We start from the raw sequence: 15,186 nt of genomic DNA, 5'->3' as shown, positions 1-15,186 counted from the left end.
CAAGGTGTCACTCGAATCGGCCGTTTGGCAATGAGCAGCCATGCTGACCATCCACCGGTTGACTGCCGGAGATGGCTACAAATACCTGTTGCGCCATATCGCATCCGGCGACGTAGACCGCCGTATGGCTACCTCGTTGACGGCCTATTACACGGCGTCCGGGTACCCGGCAGGGCGATGGCTGGGCAGCGGCCTAAGCTGGCTCGGTGCCGGGCAACTCGTCCCGGGTAGCGAGGTCAGCGAGGAGCAGATGGCCGCGCTGTTCGGCCGCGCTCAGGACCCGCTGACAGGTCACTCGCTGGGTCGTCCGTATCCCACATTCAAGACCCCGTCCGAACGGATTCAGGACCAGATCCGCGCACTCGACCCTCGCCTGGGTGAGTCCGAGCGGCAGGTCGAGATCGAGCAGATTCGCCGGCGCGCGATGCGCCAGAAGACGCAACAGGCGGTCGCCGGCTTCGACCTCACCTTCTCCCCCGTGAAGTCGGTTTCCGCCCTCTGGGCGACCACCGACGTCGGTACTCAAGAGCAGATCGTTGCCGCACACCACGACGCGATTCACGATGTCGTGAAGTTGATCGAGCAGCACGCGGCGTTCACCAGAACCGGTGACCACGGCGTTGTCCAACTCGACGTACGTGGCCTGATCGCGGCGGCCTTCGACCACTGGGACACCCGTAGCGGCGATCCCCAACTCCATACCCACATCGTGATCGCCAACCGCGTTCAAGGCCTGGACGGTGATTGGCGCACACTCGACAGTCGGACGCTGCACCGCTCAATAGTCGCGATGTCAGAGATCCACAACGTGTTCGTCGCCGATAACCTGAGCCGACGGCTCGGCGTGAACTGGGAGCTCCGAGAACGAGGAAGCCAGCGAAACCCAGCGTTCGAGCTCGACGCCGTACCCGACGAACTGATCCGAGAGTTCTCCGCCAGAACAGAACAGATCGAGACCAACCTGACCACACTTCTGGACGAACGCGGCGACCACATCCACCCACCCAGCCGCCGCGAGATGTACGTCCTACGCCAGCAGGCCACACTCATGAACCGCCCGCCAAAGCACATGGCCAGCCCGCTCGCAGCACTCATGGCTCAGTGGCGAACCCGAGCCGACCAGGCCATCGGCTCGGACGCCGTCGCCGCCATCCAGCGTTCACTCGAACAAGCCGGGAATCGCCCGTTGGCCGCCGCCGATCTCAGCCCCGAGACCATCGAGGCGTACGGCGCGTCGACCGTCCTCACGATTCAGACCAAGCGGGCGACCTGGAACCGCTGGAACCTCCTGGCCGAGGCCGCGCGCCAGACCCGGCTACTTCGCATCGTCTCGTCCAGCGAACGGTTCGCCGTACTCCAAGCGGTCGTCCAATGCGCCGAACGCCACTCGATCAGCCTCAAAGCACCCGACCTCGTACGAGCGCCGGTGACGCGAGCAAACGACGAGAGCGTATTCACGATCCACAACGGCCAGATCTACACCTCGCCGGTCATCCTCGGCGCAGAGTCCCTCCTACTCGAGCTAGCTCGAGACCCTGCAGGACCAACCATTCCAGCACCGCACAGCGCCGGTCTGAGCGCCGACAAGGTCCGTGCTCTGCACCGGATCGCGACGAGCGGACAGAAACTCGAGGCTCTGGTCGGGCCCGCCGGGACTGGGAAGACCAGTCTCCTGTCCGCTCTGACGACAACTTGGGAACTCGCACACGGCGAAGGCTCCGTCATCGCGCTGGCCCCATCCTCGGCGGCGTCGACCATCCTGTCCGACGCGATCGGCATCCCCACCGAGAACATCGCCAAGTGGATCTACGAATCCGCAGGTCTCGGCGCCGAACAACGCCGCGACATGGTCCAGCAGACCGAGTACGCCGCCAACCTGGCCTACCGCGATCGTCGCAAACGCCGCCATCAGCGGCTCATCACGCAGCTGGCGGCGCTGCACGCAGACCACGACAGGTGGAACTTCCGCACCAACCAACTCGTCATCGTCGACGAAGCCTCCATGGCCAGCACCATGGAACTTGCCACCCTCGCCCGCGCCGCCAACACCGCCGGCGCGAAACTCCTCCTGGTCGGCGACGACGCCCAACTCTCCGCAGCCGATACCGGCGGCGCCTTCCGCCTCATCGCCCAAGACACCCAGGCCGCAGAACTCACCGACGTCTGGCGCTTCACCAACCCCTGGGAACGCGACGCAAGCCTCGCGCTCCGACGAGGTGACATCACCGCCATCGACATGTACGACGACCACAACCGACTCACCGCCGGCTCATCAGAGGAGATGGAAGACGCCGCCTACAAGGCCTGGCTCGCCGACACCCGAACCGGCCGAACCAGCCTGCTCATCGCCGCCGACAACACGACAGCCGCACGCCTCAACGCCCGCGCCCGCCTCGACCGCATCACCACCGGCGAAGTCGAACCCGACGGCATCGAACTCCACAACGGCAACCACGTCGGCCTCGGCGACCACATCGTCACCCGCCTCAACAACCGCCGCCTCCACTACGGACGAAGTGGTTACGTGAAGAACGGTGACGTCTGGACCGTCATCCACCGCTGGCCCGACGGCTCTCTAACCGTCGAGAACCGCAGCGGCGACACCGTGACTCTGCCTGGCAGGTATGTCCAGGAATCCGTCGAACTCGCCTACGCCACCACAGCCCACCGAGCCCAAGGCGCCACAGTGGACACTGGCCACCTGCTCGTCGCTGATCAGCTCACCCGAGCGCTGATGTACGTCGGCATGACCCGCGGCCGAGTGGCCAATCACGCCTACGTCGCCACCCACCAAGCCACGTCGGACCTACACGAACCACACCCCGAACAGACCCTGCAGGACGTCTGCGAGGCTGTCCTGAATGACCCTGGCGTTGAAGAGTCCGCCCATCAAGTCATGCGTCGAGAACTCGACGATGCCACCCGCCTTGACAGGCTGGTTCCCATGCACGAGTACCTCTGTCAGCTCGAAGCTCGAACTCGGTACCGCTCAGCCATCGCATGCAGCGGCCTCGAAACAGCCGACGTCGCATCTCTCCATGCATCGCCCGCTTACGGCGCACTTGTCGCAGAACTTCGCTGCGGAGAGTCGGTCAATCTCAGTGTCTCGGACCTCCTGAGCCATGCCGTGAAGCAGTCGCATTTGACCAACGCCCACGACATCGCAGCAGTACTTCACAGCCGAGTCGAGCGCCTCGTCGCGAGATCACAGACCCGCACCGGTGGGCGCACAACGCTGATCGCCGGTCTGGTCATCCCGGCAGCACAAGCCACCGACCCGACACTGCTCCCTGCCCTTCGCGAGCTTGAGAACCAAATCGCAGAGCGTTCTAACTGGCTCGCACGTGAAGCCGCCTCGGTACGACCACCTTGGTACGAGGCCATCATCCAGGCGACTGTCCAGGATCGGGAGCCGCCCCGACTGATACGTGAGATCGCCGCCTACAGAGAGCGCTTCCAGGTTGAGGAACGTACAGTCCTCGGCACAACGCCCCCGCAGACCGCGGTCGGTCAACGCCAACATCACGCCCGGCTGCTCACTGAACTTCGCCGCATATCTCGCAACGAGGCGGCACGACCCACACCAGGCATGAGCGATCCGAGCATCGCCGGTAGGCGTCTGCGTCGGGGAGCAGCCGACCCGGACCTCAGGTAAACAAGTGTCGCGTGAGCGACAGTTGGAGTGCGCTGTGGGAGGAGGCAACCACGAAGTTGCGACAGCGCGGTGCAGCAGCTCTGCAGGCTGTTCTATCTTCAGGAACTCAATGCTGTCGTGCCAATTAGAAAGACGATGCCCAAAACTGTGCGCATGCTCGCCGTCAGGGCCTGTCTGCCAGGTGGTTCGATCTTGCGGACACGCCGATCTCACCCTAGTGCCGATACCACGGATCGACGTGCCACTGACCTGAGACAATGACTCAGCCGTGAGATCGTCGCCGTACAGAAAGGCTCGCAATGGACGCTGGGATTCGTGTCGCGGGTGGAAATGATGCTGATCTGATTGCGCTGCATGACTGGCTCAACACTGAGGACGAGTTGCGGGGACGAGTAGGAATCGCCGAGGGAGTGATCGGCGAGTCCGAACTCGGGTCGCTGCCGGAGCTCTTGACTGTGGCGTTCAGCGCGGGTGGTGCCGGCACGGTGCTCGCCTCGTCGCTGATCACGTGGCTGAAAACCCGGCAGACGACCGCGAAGATTACCGTCGAGTCGGACGGGCGATCGGTCACGTTCGACATCACGACCGCTCACGACGTACGACCACTCCTGGAAGAGGTCTTGAGATCCAGCGATGACAACTGATCAGGCCGGGTACGGCGCCTCGCGCGCAGTACTGATTGGTGTCTCGGACTACGACAACGTCGGATTCACCCCGCTACCGGCAGCGCGCAACAGCGTGACCGCCATGCAAACGTTGCTCACCGATCCGGCCTTGTGCGGTTGGTCGCGGGACCAGATCACCGTCATCTCCAACCCAAAGTCGGTTTCCGAGCTCGGAATTCAGCTGACCGAACTGGCCAGGGAAACCACAGGCGTCCTGTTGCTGTACTACGTCGGCCACGGCGTCGTAACCGAGCGTGCGGAGCTCTGCTTAACCGTGAGCTCGACGCACCCTGGACACCCAGGCATCAGTGGACTGCGGTGGGAAACCGTCCGGCATGCGTTCCTCAGCTCGTCTGCCCGGGTGCGCGTCGGGATCCTGGACTGTTGCTTCTCCGGGCGAGCGATCGAGGCCCTTTCCGGGCCTGGCGAACAGGGGCTCGCTGATCTCGCGGACATCCGTGGCTCCTACGTCCTCACCGCCTCGAGAAGCAACCGCGCCGCCCACGTGCCGCCGCTTCACGAGCAGCGGACGGCATGCACATCCTTCACAGCTGAGCTGAGCGACCTGGTATGTGCCGGCATCCCCGACAAGCCTGATTGGCTCAGTTTCTCCGACATTTACCCAGTGCTGCGGCAACGGCTGACAGCCAAGGGATTGCCTGCGCCAGATCGCCGCGGCACAGACACCGCCGACCAGTTCCAGTTCACCGCGAACGCCGCGACTCGAAGCCCGCGACGAGCACGCGCCGTCGCTGCTGAGCCAACCTCTCGTGCGTTAAACCAGAGCCGAACGGCCGATGCCAACCGGATGCACACGTCGCCGGCGGTGATACGCGCCGCCGAGGGCGTTGTTCGAAGCCAAGAGGAACGTGTCCAAAGACTCTTGGGCGACCTCAATCACGCACGGACTGTCGGCGACACAGCCAAGGCGGCGAGCGTGGAGGAGGAGCTCAGAAACGTTCGGATCCTGTTAGCTCAGGCGATCAAGAGCCTTGACGATTACACGAGCTGACCCCATGTCGCTCGACCCGCGGTTGATTCGTCCCGGACCGTGTAGTTGCCTTGGTGGTCCGGTGCCGTGGCATCGAATCTGTAGCTGCGAACGAGCCGGTCGTAGCCGGCCCTGGTCCAATCATCCACGCCTGATGATCCGGGCCGTACGGTCCTGGACTTCGAAGGGCGGCCGACCTTCTTCTACAGGTAACGGCTAACGGCGAGATGCCCCAGAGATCAGCCGCTGGTCGTCTCGGGGCGGTGGGATGTTCGGCTGCAGCCCAGGATTGAGCTCCAATCGCGAAGGCGCCGAACCGCGAGGGTCAGATCCCGGTGGAAGGCAAGGGGATCTGAAGGGGCCGCGTCGGGTTGGTAACAGGATTCCCAGAAGGTGCGGAGGGCTGAGAGTTCTTCGACGACGGCGCCGTGGTGGGGCCAGCACGGTGGGATGACTTTGTGGTCGAGGTTGTAGCGGGTGGTTGCCCAGTTGACCCAGTGGGCGAGGCGGTCTAGTTCTTCGGTGGTGCTGGTGGGGTCGAGGTCGCGCCAGCAGACGACGTACGGGTCTGTGGGCGGGGCGTAGGCCAGTGCGCGGGCGAGGTCGTCGTCGGGATTCATCGGAGGAGCGATCGGCCGATGCTGTTGCGGATTCGGTCGGCGTCGGGGCGGTCGGTCCACGGCGTCATGGTGAGCAGGATGGGTGGTGCAGTCCTGGCTAGGAGGACGCCGGTACCGAAGGGCAGGGTGCGGATGACGTCGGGCGGAAGGATCGGGATTCGACGGGTGCTGGTGGACGTGGTGCGTCCGCCGTCCGGGCCGCGGCTCCAGTTGCGGATCTCTTCGTCGCGTTCGCCGCAGACGGCGGCGAGGTCTTGGAGGTCGCGGGGTTGGGCGGAGCCACCGAGGATGAGGCGAAGGGTGGCGGCGTCCCACATGGCGGCTGCGGCTTGTTCGCCCCAGCGTTCGCGGGCTTGGGCGAGGGATTGGATGACGACGTGGGTGGAGATGCCGGTGCCGCCGCCATCAGCCATGAGGCCGGGCAGGGAGGGCACGGCGCAGAGGTTGGCGATCTCGTCGAGGACTAGCGCGAGGGGTGGTTCGAGTCTGCCGCCGGGATTGTGCGCGGCGAGTTGGCGGGCGGTTTCGGTGATGTCTTCGAGCAGGGCGGCGATGAAGGCCGAGGTGGCGCTGGCTCCGGCTCCGGTGCCGAGGAGGTAGATGGTGCCTCGTTCGCGGATGAACGAGGCGGGTTCGAGGCCCTGGCCGGGTGGTGGGTCGAAGGATCGTCGTACGGCCGGGTCGGCGAGCGCAGACAGTGCGGAGCGGACGCCGGCCCAGATGGCGTCGCGTGTGCGACCGTCCATGCGGACGATGCCGTCGAGGGTGTCACCCCAGCCTTCGGCAGCGTCGTCGGAGCGGTTGAGGATCGTGACGGCTTCGGTGGCCGAGGCTGGTTCGAGGCTCCATCGGTAGAGCTGATCGATGCCGGTGTCGTCGAGGGCCGCGGCGTGCAGGAGTCCGCGGAGGGCCATTTCGGTTTGGCCGTGCCAGAAGGCGCCGTCGGTGACGCCGCCTTTGGTGAAGCCTGCGCCGGCGGCGAGGCCGCTGGCGCGGACCATCGCGGTGGTGGGGTTCTCGCAGCCGCGGACGGGTGACCAGCGGATGCCTTCGGCGCGGCCGAGGCCTTGTGGATCGAACACAGCGACTGGGCCGATGTCGCGGCGGAGCTCGAGCGTCGCAGCAAGATTGTCAGGCCGGGTCGAGGTGGTGACAACAGCGCCGGGTGCGTCGATGACCGCGCCGATGACCTGGTGGAGGCCTTTGCCGGAGCGGGGTGGGCCGACGTCAATGCGTGAGTCCTCGACGGACGCCCAACACTCGCGACCGCGGGAGCGGCCGAGGAGCGTTCCGACCTCGGCTGGTGATCGTGTGGGCGCTTGCGGGCGGGCCGAGCGCCCTCGCCGTACGACTTGTCGGCGCCCGACGGCGGATTCGACTTCTGCCGCGGTCGCCAAGCCAGGCCGGCGCGCGAGTGCGCGTCGTCGTCTCGCCTGAGTCGATCGTCCTTGCCATTGCCGAGCGACAAGGAGGCTCGCGCCGATGGGCAAGGAGACAACAGCTGCAAGCGTTCCCCAATAGGACACGGGTCCGATCTGTGCGGCTGTCAGTCCGAACGCCTCGGCAGGGCTGCCCGGGTGCAGCACGACCCACAAGGCGTCGATCCACGGAGACGTGACCCAATGGCCGGTCGTCAGCAGGCAGGCAAGACCGCCCGCGACGTAGAAGACACCTGCGCAGGAGAGCAGAACTCCCGCTCCGGCGATGAGGGTTTCGTTGAAGTCTCGTGGTGGTCGCTGGTTCATGGCTTCTACATCCGGGCGTCGGTGTCGAAGAGTTCGACTTCGCGGGCGTGACGGACGAGCTGCACGACGAAGGATCGGTTCGGAAGACGCCACAGCGCACGGCCTTTGGGGAGCTTCGCGATCGTGGCGATCTCGACGTCGGTGAGGCCGAGCAGGCTGGCCGTGCGGGAGAGCTGGTCCGGCTCTTGCCGAAGCATGATCCTCGTGGAGCAGTCGGCGAGCAGGCCTTCGGCAAGGGCTCGTGCTTCCGAACCGAGATCGCCGACAGCTGCGAGATCGGACAGACGGTGGACGATGAGGATGTTCGAGACACCCCACGCCCGCGAGAGTTTCCACTGCTCTTGCATGCGACGTAGTAGCGCGGCGTCACGCATTACTCGCCAGCCCTCGTCGTACACGATGTAGCGATTGCCGCCGGCGGGGTCGGCGACTGCAGCTTCGAGCCACGACGACGCGCAGGCCAGGGTGAGACGAAGGGCTTCGTCGTTGCCGCCACTCCCGAGCCACGAGGAGTCGAGCGTGACCATCGGCAAGGTCGGGTCGAACTCGGTCGTCGACGGACCGTCGAACATTCCGGACAGATCACCGTGCACGAGACGGCGAATCGCATGGGCAACCTCACGGCCGTCGTCAGTCAGGTTAGTGGTACGCAGGCCAGCGCGCTCGGCGAAGACCGAGTCCGGGGTGAAGAGCGCAACTACGACATCAGGGATCGTCGGCGAATCCACCTGACTGGACACGGTATCGAGCGCTAGATCCAGCGCCGTGTGTTCCACCGCAGCCAGCGGACGGCCGAGCGTGGACTCGGCCAGCGTGCCCAGCAGGGCTCGGCGACGAGACCAGGCGATCCGCTGCCACTCGTCGGCGTGGACTGTTGCCGGCTTGCGGCCGGCGTCGAGCGGGTTCAGCCGAGTTGCCAGTCCGGGCCCGAGCTTGATCGTGGCTCCGCCCATCGCCTCGGCGACAGCGGTCCACTCCCCCTTCGGGTCACACGGGACGTACGCCTTGTGGCCCAGGGCAACGGAACGAGTGATCAGCGCCTTGGCCGTCGACGACTTGCCACTGCCGATGACACCGGCCAGCAAGACGTTCGGGTTGGTGATGACCCGGCCCTGGTAGAGCACCCACGGGTCATAGACGAACGAGCCGCCACTGAACACGTCGGAACCGATGTAGGTGCCATCACCACCCAATCCACCTTCGGCCATAAACGGGTATGCCACTCGCAGCACCCTGGTAGTGGCTCGATGAGTGTCGACCCGCAGCTTCCCGGCGCGGCCGGCTCCAGACTCGCCCTCGATCGCGCTGACAGGCGGCTTTCCTGGTACGTCGTACGACGACCGCCGATTCGCGCGTCTGGTGGCGCGGTCAGTGCCTTCGCTCTCGTAGTACACCGAGTGTCGAGTCATTAGAGCCCAACTCCCAACGGCAGAGCTGCCGCGATGAAGCCTTCTAGCTGCTGGCCAACGAGCCGACGAAGATCGAGAAGAGCCTGGGTGGCCGCGATCTCGATCTCCATGCACGCGTCGTCGAGGGCCTCCTCGCTGTCAGCCGACACAACGAGCAGACCGAGCCACCGCACGTCGCCGTGGCCGGCAGCGAGGTCGCGCTCGCGTTGCGCCACATCGGCGTCGAGCTGACGATCCTGTTCGGTTTCCAGCTGCCCAATCCGGGACCGGGTGGCACGATCGCTGACGCGTTCGACCTGGTGTCGTCGTGCGTCCCGTAGCGCCTTGGCCATCGGGATCGGCTCCAGCACCAGCGTGAACGTACGCCGGATGCCTGGCTTCAACAGCAACGGACTGAGGAACGACGGCGTCGCACGAATCCGTGGCCATTCGGTGATGACGTACACCCGGTGCAGCGAGGAATCTGTCCGCAGCCGGTCCCAGGCCGCGTCGACCGCCAACGGCCCTGCATCGACGGCGTCCAGCGCTTGCGGATTCGGGACCGTCCGCGTCGCTGTCGGGTCAAACGCGGTGCGTAGGCTGAAGGCGATGTCTCCAGCGGCCAGCCAGGCACCAGCAACTCCCGCTGCAGCTAGCGACGTCTGGAACGCGCGGGCCTCGGACTCCAGAACTGCGGCGGCACCAATCAGACCGCCGCCGTGTTTGCGGACCTCGCGCGACACGGCGTCGAGGTTCACAGCGAAGCTGAACAGCGTCTCGTGCTTCGCCGCGGTCGGCGCCGCCTGTGCCAGTAGATCGGTATAGATCGCGCCGGCCGGCGTACGCGGATCGAGCTTCCGCGTCCTGGCCCATTGCCCGAGCTCATCAGCAGGATCGGGAAGTGTGCGCTCGAGGATCTGCGCTCGTGCGATCCGGTTGCCCTGGCACAGGCCGGCGATCAGTTGCCCGTACGCCGCAACTCGGCGGTCCTGCTCGTCTGCGTTCTGCAGCAGATGTGCCGGTCCTTCGATCCGTGCTACCGCGATCAGCCGTCGACGTCGCGGATCGTGTACGACGCCGAACCCCGAGGCGGTGGTCAGGACGCGCATCGTCCCGCTCTCCCCCGGCAACTGCAGGCGACCGTGCTGGCGTGGTTCGAGAACGCGAGCGCGGTACGACTGCTGACCTCGAAGCGATCTCCACCTGTGAACCAAACGAAGGACCAACCACCGATACACCGGAAGTTCTTCTGCTCGACCGAACGCCACTCCGACGCTGGCGGATGCCGTCAGCAGTCCGCCGAACCGCGCGGCCGCAGACATCTGGGTGATGAAGGACAGCGTGACTACGCCGATCGCTGTCAGGAGCAATGCGATCTGCACCGGACGAAGTCCAAGCAGTACGGCGTGCTGCTCGGGCCGGGGGAAGCGTGTCGAGAGCATGTCGGGGTTCGTCATCGCGTCTCACCGCCCTGGCTATCGCTCTCTTCGGGACGGCGTTGCTCCTGACCCTGGCCCGGTCCTTCAGACCGATCGACCCATGCCTGAGTAGTCGTTGCCGCGTCAGCTGGCGCGGTTGCCGGCGACGAGTCCGGCCCGATGTCGCTCCCCGGCTGTTGCTGAGTAGAAGGGTCATGGCCCACTGTGTCGGCCGTCTGCTCGTCGCGTGACTCGTCGTTTCCGCCGACGACGGGACCAGGCCCTGCTTGGTTGCGCGAACCGGTGAAGTCGAACGCGGCCCAGCGCTGCGCCTGTTCCATGCGCTCCTTGATCGCGGACGGCCCCGCTGTTCCTTGTTGTACGGCGTACAGGGCGCTCTGCCCTTGATCGCCGGCCCAGTGAATGAACGAGTACGTGGCCAACGGCGCGAACGCGGCCATGGCGAACAACAGGGTTCCGGCTAGGAATGTGCCGAGGCTCGAATCGCCGGCCTGGTCTGTGTTGCCGATCGCCGACAACCCCAGGGTGAAGACGACGGCCATGATGATCTTCGAGAACAACAGCGCGCCGACGACCTCGATCCAGCGCCGCAGCCAGTGCCGAGTCGCCGACCAGGTCCAGCTGGCCAGCGCAATGGGTGCCAGTACAACGAAGGCGACAAGTGCCACCTCGCGGATCAGCATCACGAAGTAGAGCGCCATCGTGGCGAGGATCGCGAACTCGATCGCCATGATCAGGAATCCACCGTTAGTGGCGTGGGCGAGCACCCTGGTGATGTCGACGATCCGTCGGAACCCCTGGATTGTGGCGGGATTGTGGCCGAGGATCGCGGATGAGATCTGATCGACCATGTGCCCGCTGGCCACGACCACCGCGATCGCGAATGGCACGCCTGCCGTACCCAGGAGGGCTCCGAACACCGCTGAGCCGAGACGCGCAGGCTCGCGTCGGATCGCGGCCGCAGCGCACTGCAGTACGAACGCGATGACCAGCAGCGGCAACGAGATCGTGACGATCATGTCGAGGTTGTCTCGCCACCACTGCTGGTTGAAGTCGGGCGTCGTACTGGCACTGAACTTGTTGAACACGTTGATCGCTGTGTCGGTGAGTCCCTTGGCCATCCAGTTAGCGATGAAGTTCCAGGCCGTGCCGTCGACTACCGCGCGACCAGCGTCCTGTACGCATGCCGCCGGATTCAGCAGGCAATCCTTCCAAGCCATCGGCTACTCCCGCTCAGCCGATGCTGATGCCGCTGAAGAAGCGGATCAGGGCGTTGGCCGAGCCGATCAGGATCGCCGCGAACAGCGACGCAAGGACACCCGTACGCCCCTTGCTCGCGAAGTGGGCGTTGCCATTGACGTTGCCCAAGGCCCATGCGGCCGCGGAGATGATCAGGGCGACCACGCACGACACGAGCGCGAAGGTGATCGTCGCGCCGGCCAGTGTCCGTACTGCGGGAAGCCCTGGCAAGCCGTTGGTGTTCGGGGTGACGCCGGGGTCCTGCAGGATCACCATCTGCCGGAGCAATGCATTGCCGATGAACACGTCGATGTCCTTCACGTAGTCGAGTAGATGGGCGGTGCCCAGCCGAGGTAAGTCGCGCCCCACTGGGACTCGATGAGTGCGAAGTCGACGAGGTAGACCCCGCCTTCGCCAGGGATGGTGTCGCCGATGTCGTTGGAGACGATGCGGCCGTCACCGACGTACACCGCGACGTGGCCGTAGGGTCCGCCGGTTTCCCAGAACACGAGTGCTCCGGTGGGCGGTTGACGGTTGTCGGGGTGTGCGTTGTTGGTGGTGACCATCTGGCGCCACTGTTCGGCCGCCGAGAAGTACCCGGCGCGAGGCCGGCCCCAGATGTTCGCCGCCAGACGGGCGCAGAGCTGGTAGTAGCCGTGACCACCGACCAGACGCAGCGCACGAGCCACCGCCTCGTCCGCGCCCGGAAGCCCGCCTCCGGCATCGACCGGCGTCTCGCAAGTCCCTTCGGTGAGTGGCGCGACGCAGGTGTCTTCTGTGCCGCCAACTGCGAGCGCGATCGGCGCCATGAAACCGATGGAGCTCACCAGCAGAGCGGTCGCCAGCGTCGCCTTGATGATCACGGCGATACCTCTGCCGTCGCCGACCAGAACTTGCAGGTCGGCGTACAGACGACAGCGACCGCGGCCTGCCGGTCCAGGAACCTGGTGTCGGCGTCCGTGACGACGGTCTGCGTGCCATGGACGACGTATGCGTGCCAACCGGCCGGAGCTTGGCCGCGGTTGATCATCGCCTCGAGCTCTGGTGTCACCTCGGCCGTGATGCCGCGCACCACGGCGCGGGCCTTGTGTGACTGAAGTTGGTCCCACTCGGCCCACTGCGGCAGCAGGCTCTTGGCGACCTGCGGCGCGGCCGACGTCGGATCGGCGAACACACTGACCGCGTTCTGCCAGTCGACATAGCTGTGCCGAGCGGTGTCGTAGGTCCAGATCGCCCGGGCATAGGCGATCGCGAACGCGCGCGGGTCAGTCGTCGTCGGCCGTGACCAGGCCTCCAGCTGCCTCGGCGCCTCGGCCGCAGAGGTGGTGCCGCCCGAGCTCGACGTACCGCGCGTTGCGTCTGGGCTCTGCCAGCGCGCGACCAGCATGGCGATCAGCGCGACCACGCCGACGACAGCCAGGATCGCAATCACGACCCTGGACCGGCTCGATGACTTCACAGACTTTCCTCTCGTGGAGATCTCGGTACGGCGAAGGGCCGCGGACCCGACGGCTGCCACCAACTGCGGGATGATCCACGCCGCCACGAACAGGTGGGAGGCGAGTCTGAAGGGCGCGCGGCAGCACTGGACGAACAGGTGATGACTGGGTGGCCGAAGGTGGATGTTGGTCATGCCGGGTCTCAACGGTTCAGCCCGGGAGACTTTTCGTCAGGCGGCTTCTCTTGCGGCCGTGAGCCACTCGACGCCGGCCGCTCGGCGGAGGCCGAGACGGCTTGGTCCGCCGAAAAACCGCTGGTCACGCCCGGCCGCGGCTCGGATCCAACGGCGTACGCCGGGATCGTTGAAGACCTCGTCAGGAGGTTGGCCCAGGGCCAGCCGCGCGAGTGCGGCCGGCCGCCCGGCCCCACCTCGGAGCAACCAGGCCAGGCCCTCTGCCTGCGCCGCCGTCGCCCGCGCCCGTCTGAGGCGCGCGATGATCGCCGCGCGATAGTACGGCGGCCCGTCCGCCGCGACTCGGATGAGCCGGCGACCGACCGCAGCCGGCAAACCCTCGCTCTCCAACTCGGATGCGATCTGCTCGAGATGCGGCCCGAGGGACCAGCGATGCGTGGGAGGCGGCTCGGGAAGCCGGTGCATCAGACGGTGCCGCCGGCCGTGCAGAACCGTGGCGCGGGCCACGTCCATCAATCGCCACCGGACCAGGTTGGCCAGGTAGCCCCACGACACCCCGTCCGGTGGCGGTGCGGCCGCCAGCTCAAGGCACCGCTCCCAAGCGATCACTCGCGCCAACTGCTCGGCCTCGTCACGACCCAACACGGCCCGCAACCGGCTCGACAGCGGAACAACGATGTGCGACTCGATCTCCTCGACCAGCCGCCGCGAAGGCTCCACCGCCCACCCCGAACGAGCCGCCTCCGCGATCAGTTCCTCCAGGTCAACGTCCATGCCCTCAATCTGCTGCCCGCCGCCCCGATCCAGAACCTGGATCCCGTAATCAAGGACTCCTGGAAAATCCCTCGCAGCACGACCAGGTCACGCCTGGCGGCTGTGGGGCGTTCCGAACCCAGCTGGTGCGAGAAGAGGGACCATGGATTCATGGCAGCCAGGGATTTGCTGTTCGAGGCAGGCGATCGAGTCCGGACCTGGGGTCGGTACGTGGCCGGTCCGGGCGGTGATTGGTTGGACCTGGCACGCGTCCATGATCTGATCTTCAAACCGCAGGGCTGGAAGTCACATCGGTCGATCCGGCTGCTCGGCGCCGACATCGAGGCAATACCTACCGACTGGGCACCGAACCGCGTCCCGGCCTACATCTCGGTAGTCGGGACCTGGCGCGATGAGAGCATCGACGTCGAGGAACAGTCGCCGGACATCCCTGCTCGGGAGCCGAGTGCGAAGAGGACGGACCCACCGTGCCCGCCGCCACCCGGGGGCTGGCGGCATGGCGCGTTGGCCTTTGACCTGGATTACGGCGACCTGGAATCGTCCGGGGCGATGGTCCACCGGGTGGTCTTCCGTCCCTCCGCAGACCAGGAGGTTCTCGCCGTCGCCGCCACCGACATCGAAGCGGTGACCCGACAGCTGTCCCCGCAACTGCCGAATCAGCTCTGCTTGGTGCCCAGCCGGTTCACCCGCGCTCAACTCGCCGAGGTCCGCGACGTCTGGCTGGCCCACTGGCGAGAGTGGCGCCTGGAATCCTTCGGCACGGGCAGCGCAGACCCGCACGCTCAACCATTCGCCACAGCCGAACCATTCCGGGTCACCGCCCAGATGGCTGAGTGGGCAGAAACGCTGCCTGAGGGTCTGCTCCGCCTCAACCCGGCCCTCAGACCTGCCTAACAACCCGGGCCGGCAGCCCCCGCGATATGCACTCTGAGTGCGTCGAGTAGCGGCATCCCATCATCGGCATGTGCGGGCGTGGGTCCGGCGTGCCAGATGGTAGCCGAGGCTTGCGCCCGGTCGTGCGTCGTCGGCGGACGTCT

General features: G+C 66.0%; 13 protein-coding genes. 4 read left to right on the top strand and 9 right to left on the bottom strand.

The window, feature by feature from the left end:
* Positions 1-40: 40 nt before the first annotated feature.
* The 3 genes from mobF (at position 41) to OHB24_RS21275 (ending at position 5,332) form a co-directional block, all read left to right on the top strand.
* Positions 41-3,655, top strand: a complete 3,615-nt coding sequence (gene mobF / locus OHB24_RS21285; protein ID WP_327640834.1) for a MobF family relaxase — start codon at positions 41-43, stop codon at positions 3,653-3,655.
* 299 nt (positions 3,656-3,954) lie between these two features.
* Entirely contained in the window at positions 3,955-4,299 is a 345-nt protein-coding gene (locus OHB24_RS21280; RefSeq protein WP_327640833.1) for an effector-associated constant component EACC1, read from the top strand.
* A complete protein-coding gene (locus OHB24_RS21275) occupies positions 4,289-5,332 on the top strand; it encodes a caspase family protein (RefSeq protein ID WP_327640832.1) in 1,044 nt (347 codons plus the stop codon). Before OHB24_RS21280 ends, OHB24_RS21275 begins: the two co-directional genes overlap by 11 nt.
* A 218-nt stretch (positions 5,333-5,550) precedes the next feature.
* Here OHB24_RS21275 and OHB24_RS21270 read toward each other — a convergent pair whose 3' ends face one another.
* Genes OHB24_RS21270 through OHB24_RS21230 form a run of 9 tightly spaced genes read right to left on the bottom strand, consistent with a single transcriptional unit; the run spans position 5,551 to position 14,149 of the window.
* Positions 5,551-5,931 (bottom strand): hypothetical protein, encoded by a 381-nt coding sequence (locus OHB24_RS21270; protein WP_327640831.1) that lies wholly within the window; start codon positions 5,929-5,931, stop codon positions 5,551-5,553.
* Positions 5,928-7,676, bottom strand: a complete 1,749-nt coding sequence (locus tag OHB24_RS21265) for a type IV secretory system conjugative DNA transfer family protein (RefSeq protein WP_327640830.1) — start codon at positions 7,674-7,676, stop codon at positions 5,928-5,930. Before OHB24_RS21265 ends, OHB24_RS21270 begins: the two co-directional genes overlap by 4 nt.
* 5 nt (positions 7,677-7,681) lie before the next feature.
* Complete coding sequence (locus OHB24_RS21260) at positions 7,682-9,085, bottom strand: ATP-binding protein (RefSeq protein ID WP_327640829.1); 1,404 nt, start codon at positions 9,083-9,085, stop codon at positions 7,682-7,684.
* Positions 9,085-10,521 carry an SCO6880 family protein gene (locus OHB24_RS21255; RefSeq protein ID WP_327640828.1) on the bottom strand — a complete coding sequence of 479 codons (1,437 nt, stop codon included), beginning with the start codon at positions 10,519-10,521 and terminating at the stop codon, positions 9,085-9,087. The genes OHB24_RS21260 and OHB24_RS21255 overlap by 1 nt, the downstream gene beginning before the upstream one ends.
* Positions 10,518-11,723, bottom strand: coding sequence for a hypothetical protein (locus tag OHB24_RS21250; protein ID WP_327640827.1), 1,206 nt, complete (start codon positions 11,721-11,723; stop codon positions 10,518-10,520). Before OHB24_RS21250 ends, OHB24_RS21255 begins: the two co-directional genes overlap by 4 nt.
* Positions 11,724-11,736: 13 nt before the next feature.
* Entirely contained in the window at positions 11,737-12,063 is a 327-nt protein-coding gene (locus OHB24_RS21245) for a DUF6112 family protein (protein ID WP_327640826.1), read from the bottom strand.
* Complete coding sequence (locus OHB24_RS21240) at positions 12,060-12,605, bottom strand: CHAP domain-containing protein (RefSeq protein ID WP_327640825.1); 546 nt, start codon at positions 12,603-12,605, stop codon at positions 12,060-12,062. The genes OHB24_RS21245 and OHB24_RS21240 overlap by 4 nt, the downstream gene beginning before the upstream one ends.
* Positions 12,602-13,375, bottom strand: a complete 774-nt coding sequence (locus OHB24_RS21235) for a hypothetical protein (protein ID WP_327640824.1) — start codon at positions 13,373-13,375, stop codon at positions 12,602-12,604. Before OHB24_RS21235 ends, OHB24_RS21240 begins: the two co-directional genes overlap by 4 nt.
* 36 nt (positions 13,376-13,411) lie before the next feature.
* The gene (locus OHB24_RS21230; RefSeq protein ID WP_327640823.1) at positions 13,412-14,149 is read right to left on the bottom strand and encodes a hypothetical protein; all 738 of its coding nucleotides are present in this window, start codon (positions 14,147-14,149) and stop codon (positions 13,412-13,414) included.
* A 150-nt stretch (positions 14,150-14,299) separates the two neighbouring features.
* Between OHB24_RS21230 and OHB24_RS21225 the strand changes: the two genes are divergently transcribed.
* On the top strand, positions 14,300-15,043 hold the full coding sequence (locus tag OHB24_RS21225; RefSeq protein ID WP_327640822.1) for a hypothetical protein: 744 nt from the start codon (positions 14,300-14,302) through the stop codon (positions 15,041-15,043).
* The last annotated feature ends 143 nt before the right edge of the window (positions 15,044-15,186 follow it).

This window comes from Kribbella sp. NBC_00482, from assembly GCF_036013725.1.
GTDB lineage: Bacteria > Actinomycetota > Actinomycetes > Propionibacteriales > Kribbellaceae > Kribbella.
Note: the sequence above shows the minus strand (reverse complement) of the source record. Positions and strands in the feature narration are given on the sequence as shown.

What these genes read in the sequence shown, in the direction of transcription:
- mobF (WP_327640834.1), top strand. Translation starts at nt 41, where the DNA reads ATGCTGACCATCCACCGGTTGACTGCCGGAGATGGCTACAAATACCTG.
- OHB24_RS21280 (WP_327640833.1), top strand. Translation starts at nt 3,955, where the DNA reads ATGGACGCTGGGATTCGTGTCGCGGGTGGAAATGATGCTGATCTGATT.
- OHB24_RS21275 (WP_327640832.1), top strand. Translation starts at nt 4,289, where the DNA reads ATGACAACTGATCAGGCCGGGTACGGCGCCTCGCGCGCAGTACTGATT.
- OHB24_RS21270 (WP_327640831.1), bottom strand. Translation starts at nt 5,931, where the DNA reads ATGAATCCCGACGACGACCTCGCCCGCGCACTGGCCTACGCCCCGCCC.
- OHB24_RS21265 (WP_327640830.1), bottom strand. Translation starts at nt 7,676, where the DNA reads ATGAACCAGCGACCACCACGAGACTTCAACGAAACCCTCATCGCCGGA.
- OHB24_RS21260 (WP_327640829.1), bottom strand. Translation starts at nt 9,085, where the DNA reads ATGACTCGACACTCGGTGTACTACGAGAGCGAAGGCACTGACCGCGCC.
- OHB24_RS21255 (WP_327640828.1), bottom strand. Translation starts at nt 10,521, where the DNA reads ATGACGAACCCCGACATGCTCTCGACACGCTTCCCCCGGCCCGAGCAG.
- OHB24_RS21250 (WP_327640827.1), bottom strand. Translation starts at nt 11,723, where the DNA reads ATGGCTTGGAAGGATTGCCTGCTGAATCCGGCGGCATGCGTACAGGAC.
- OHB24_RS21235 (WP_327640824.1), bottom strand. Translation starts at nt 13,375, where the DNA reads ATGACCAACATCCACCTTCGGCCACCCAGTCATCACCTGTTCGTCCAG.
- OHB24_RS21230 (WP_327640823.1), bottom strand. Translation starts at nt 14,149, where the DNA reads ATGGACGTTGACCTGGAGGAACTGATCGCGGAGGCGGCTCGTTCGGGG.
- OHB24_RS21225 (WP_327640822.1), top strand. Translation starts at nt 14,300, where the DNA reads ATGGCAGCCAGGGATTTGCTGTTCGAGGCAGGCGATCGAGTCCGGACC.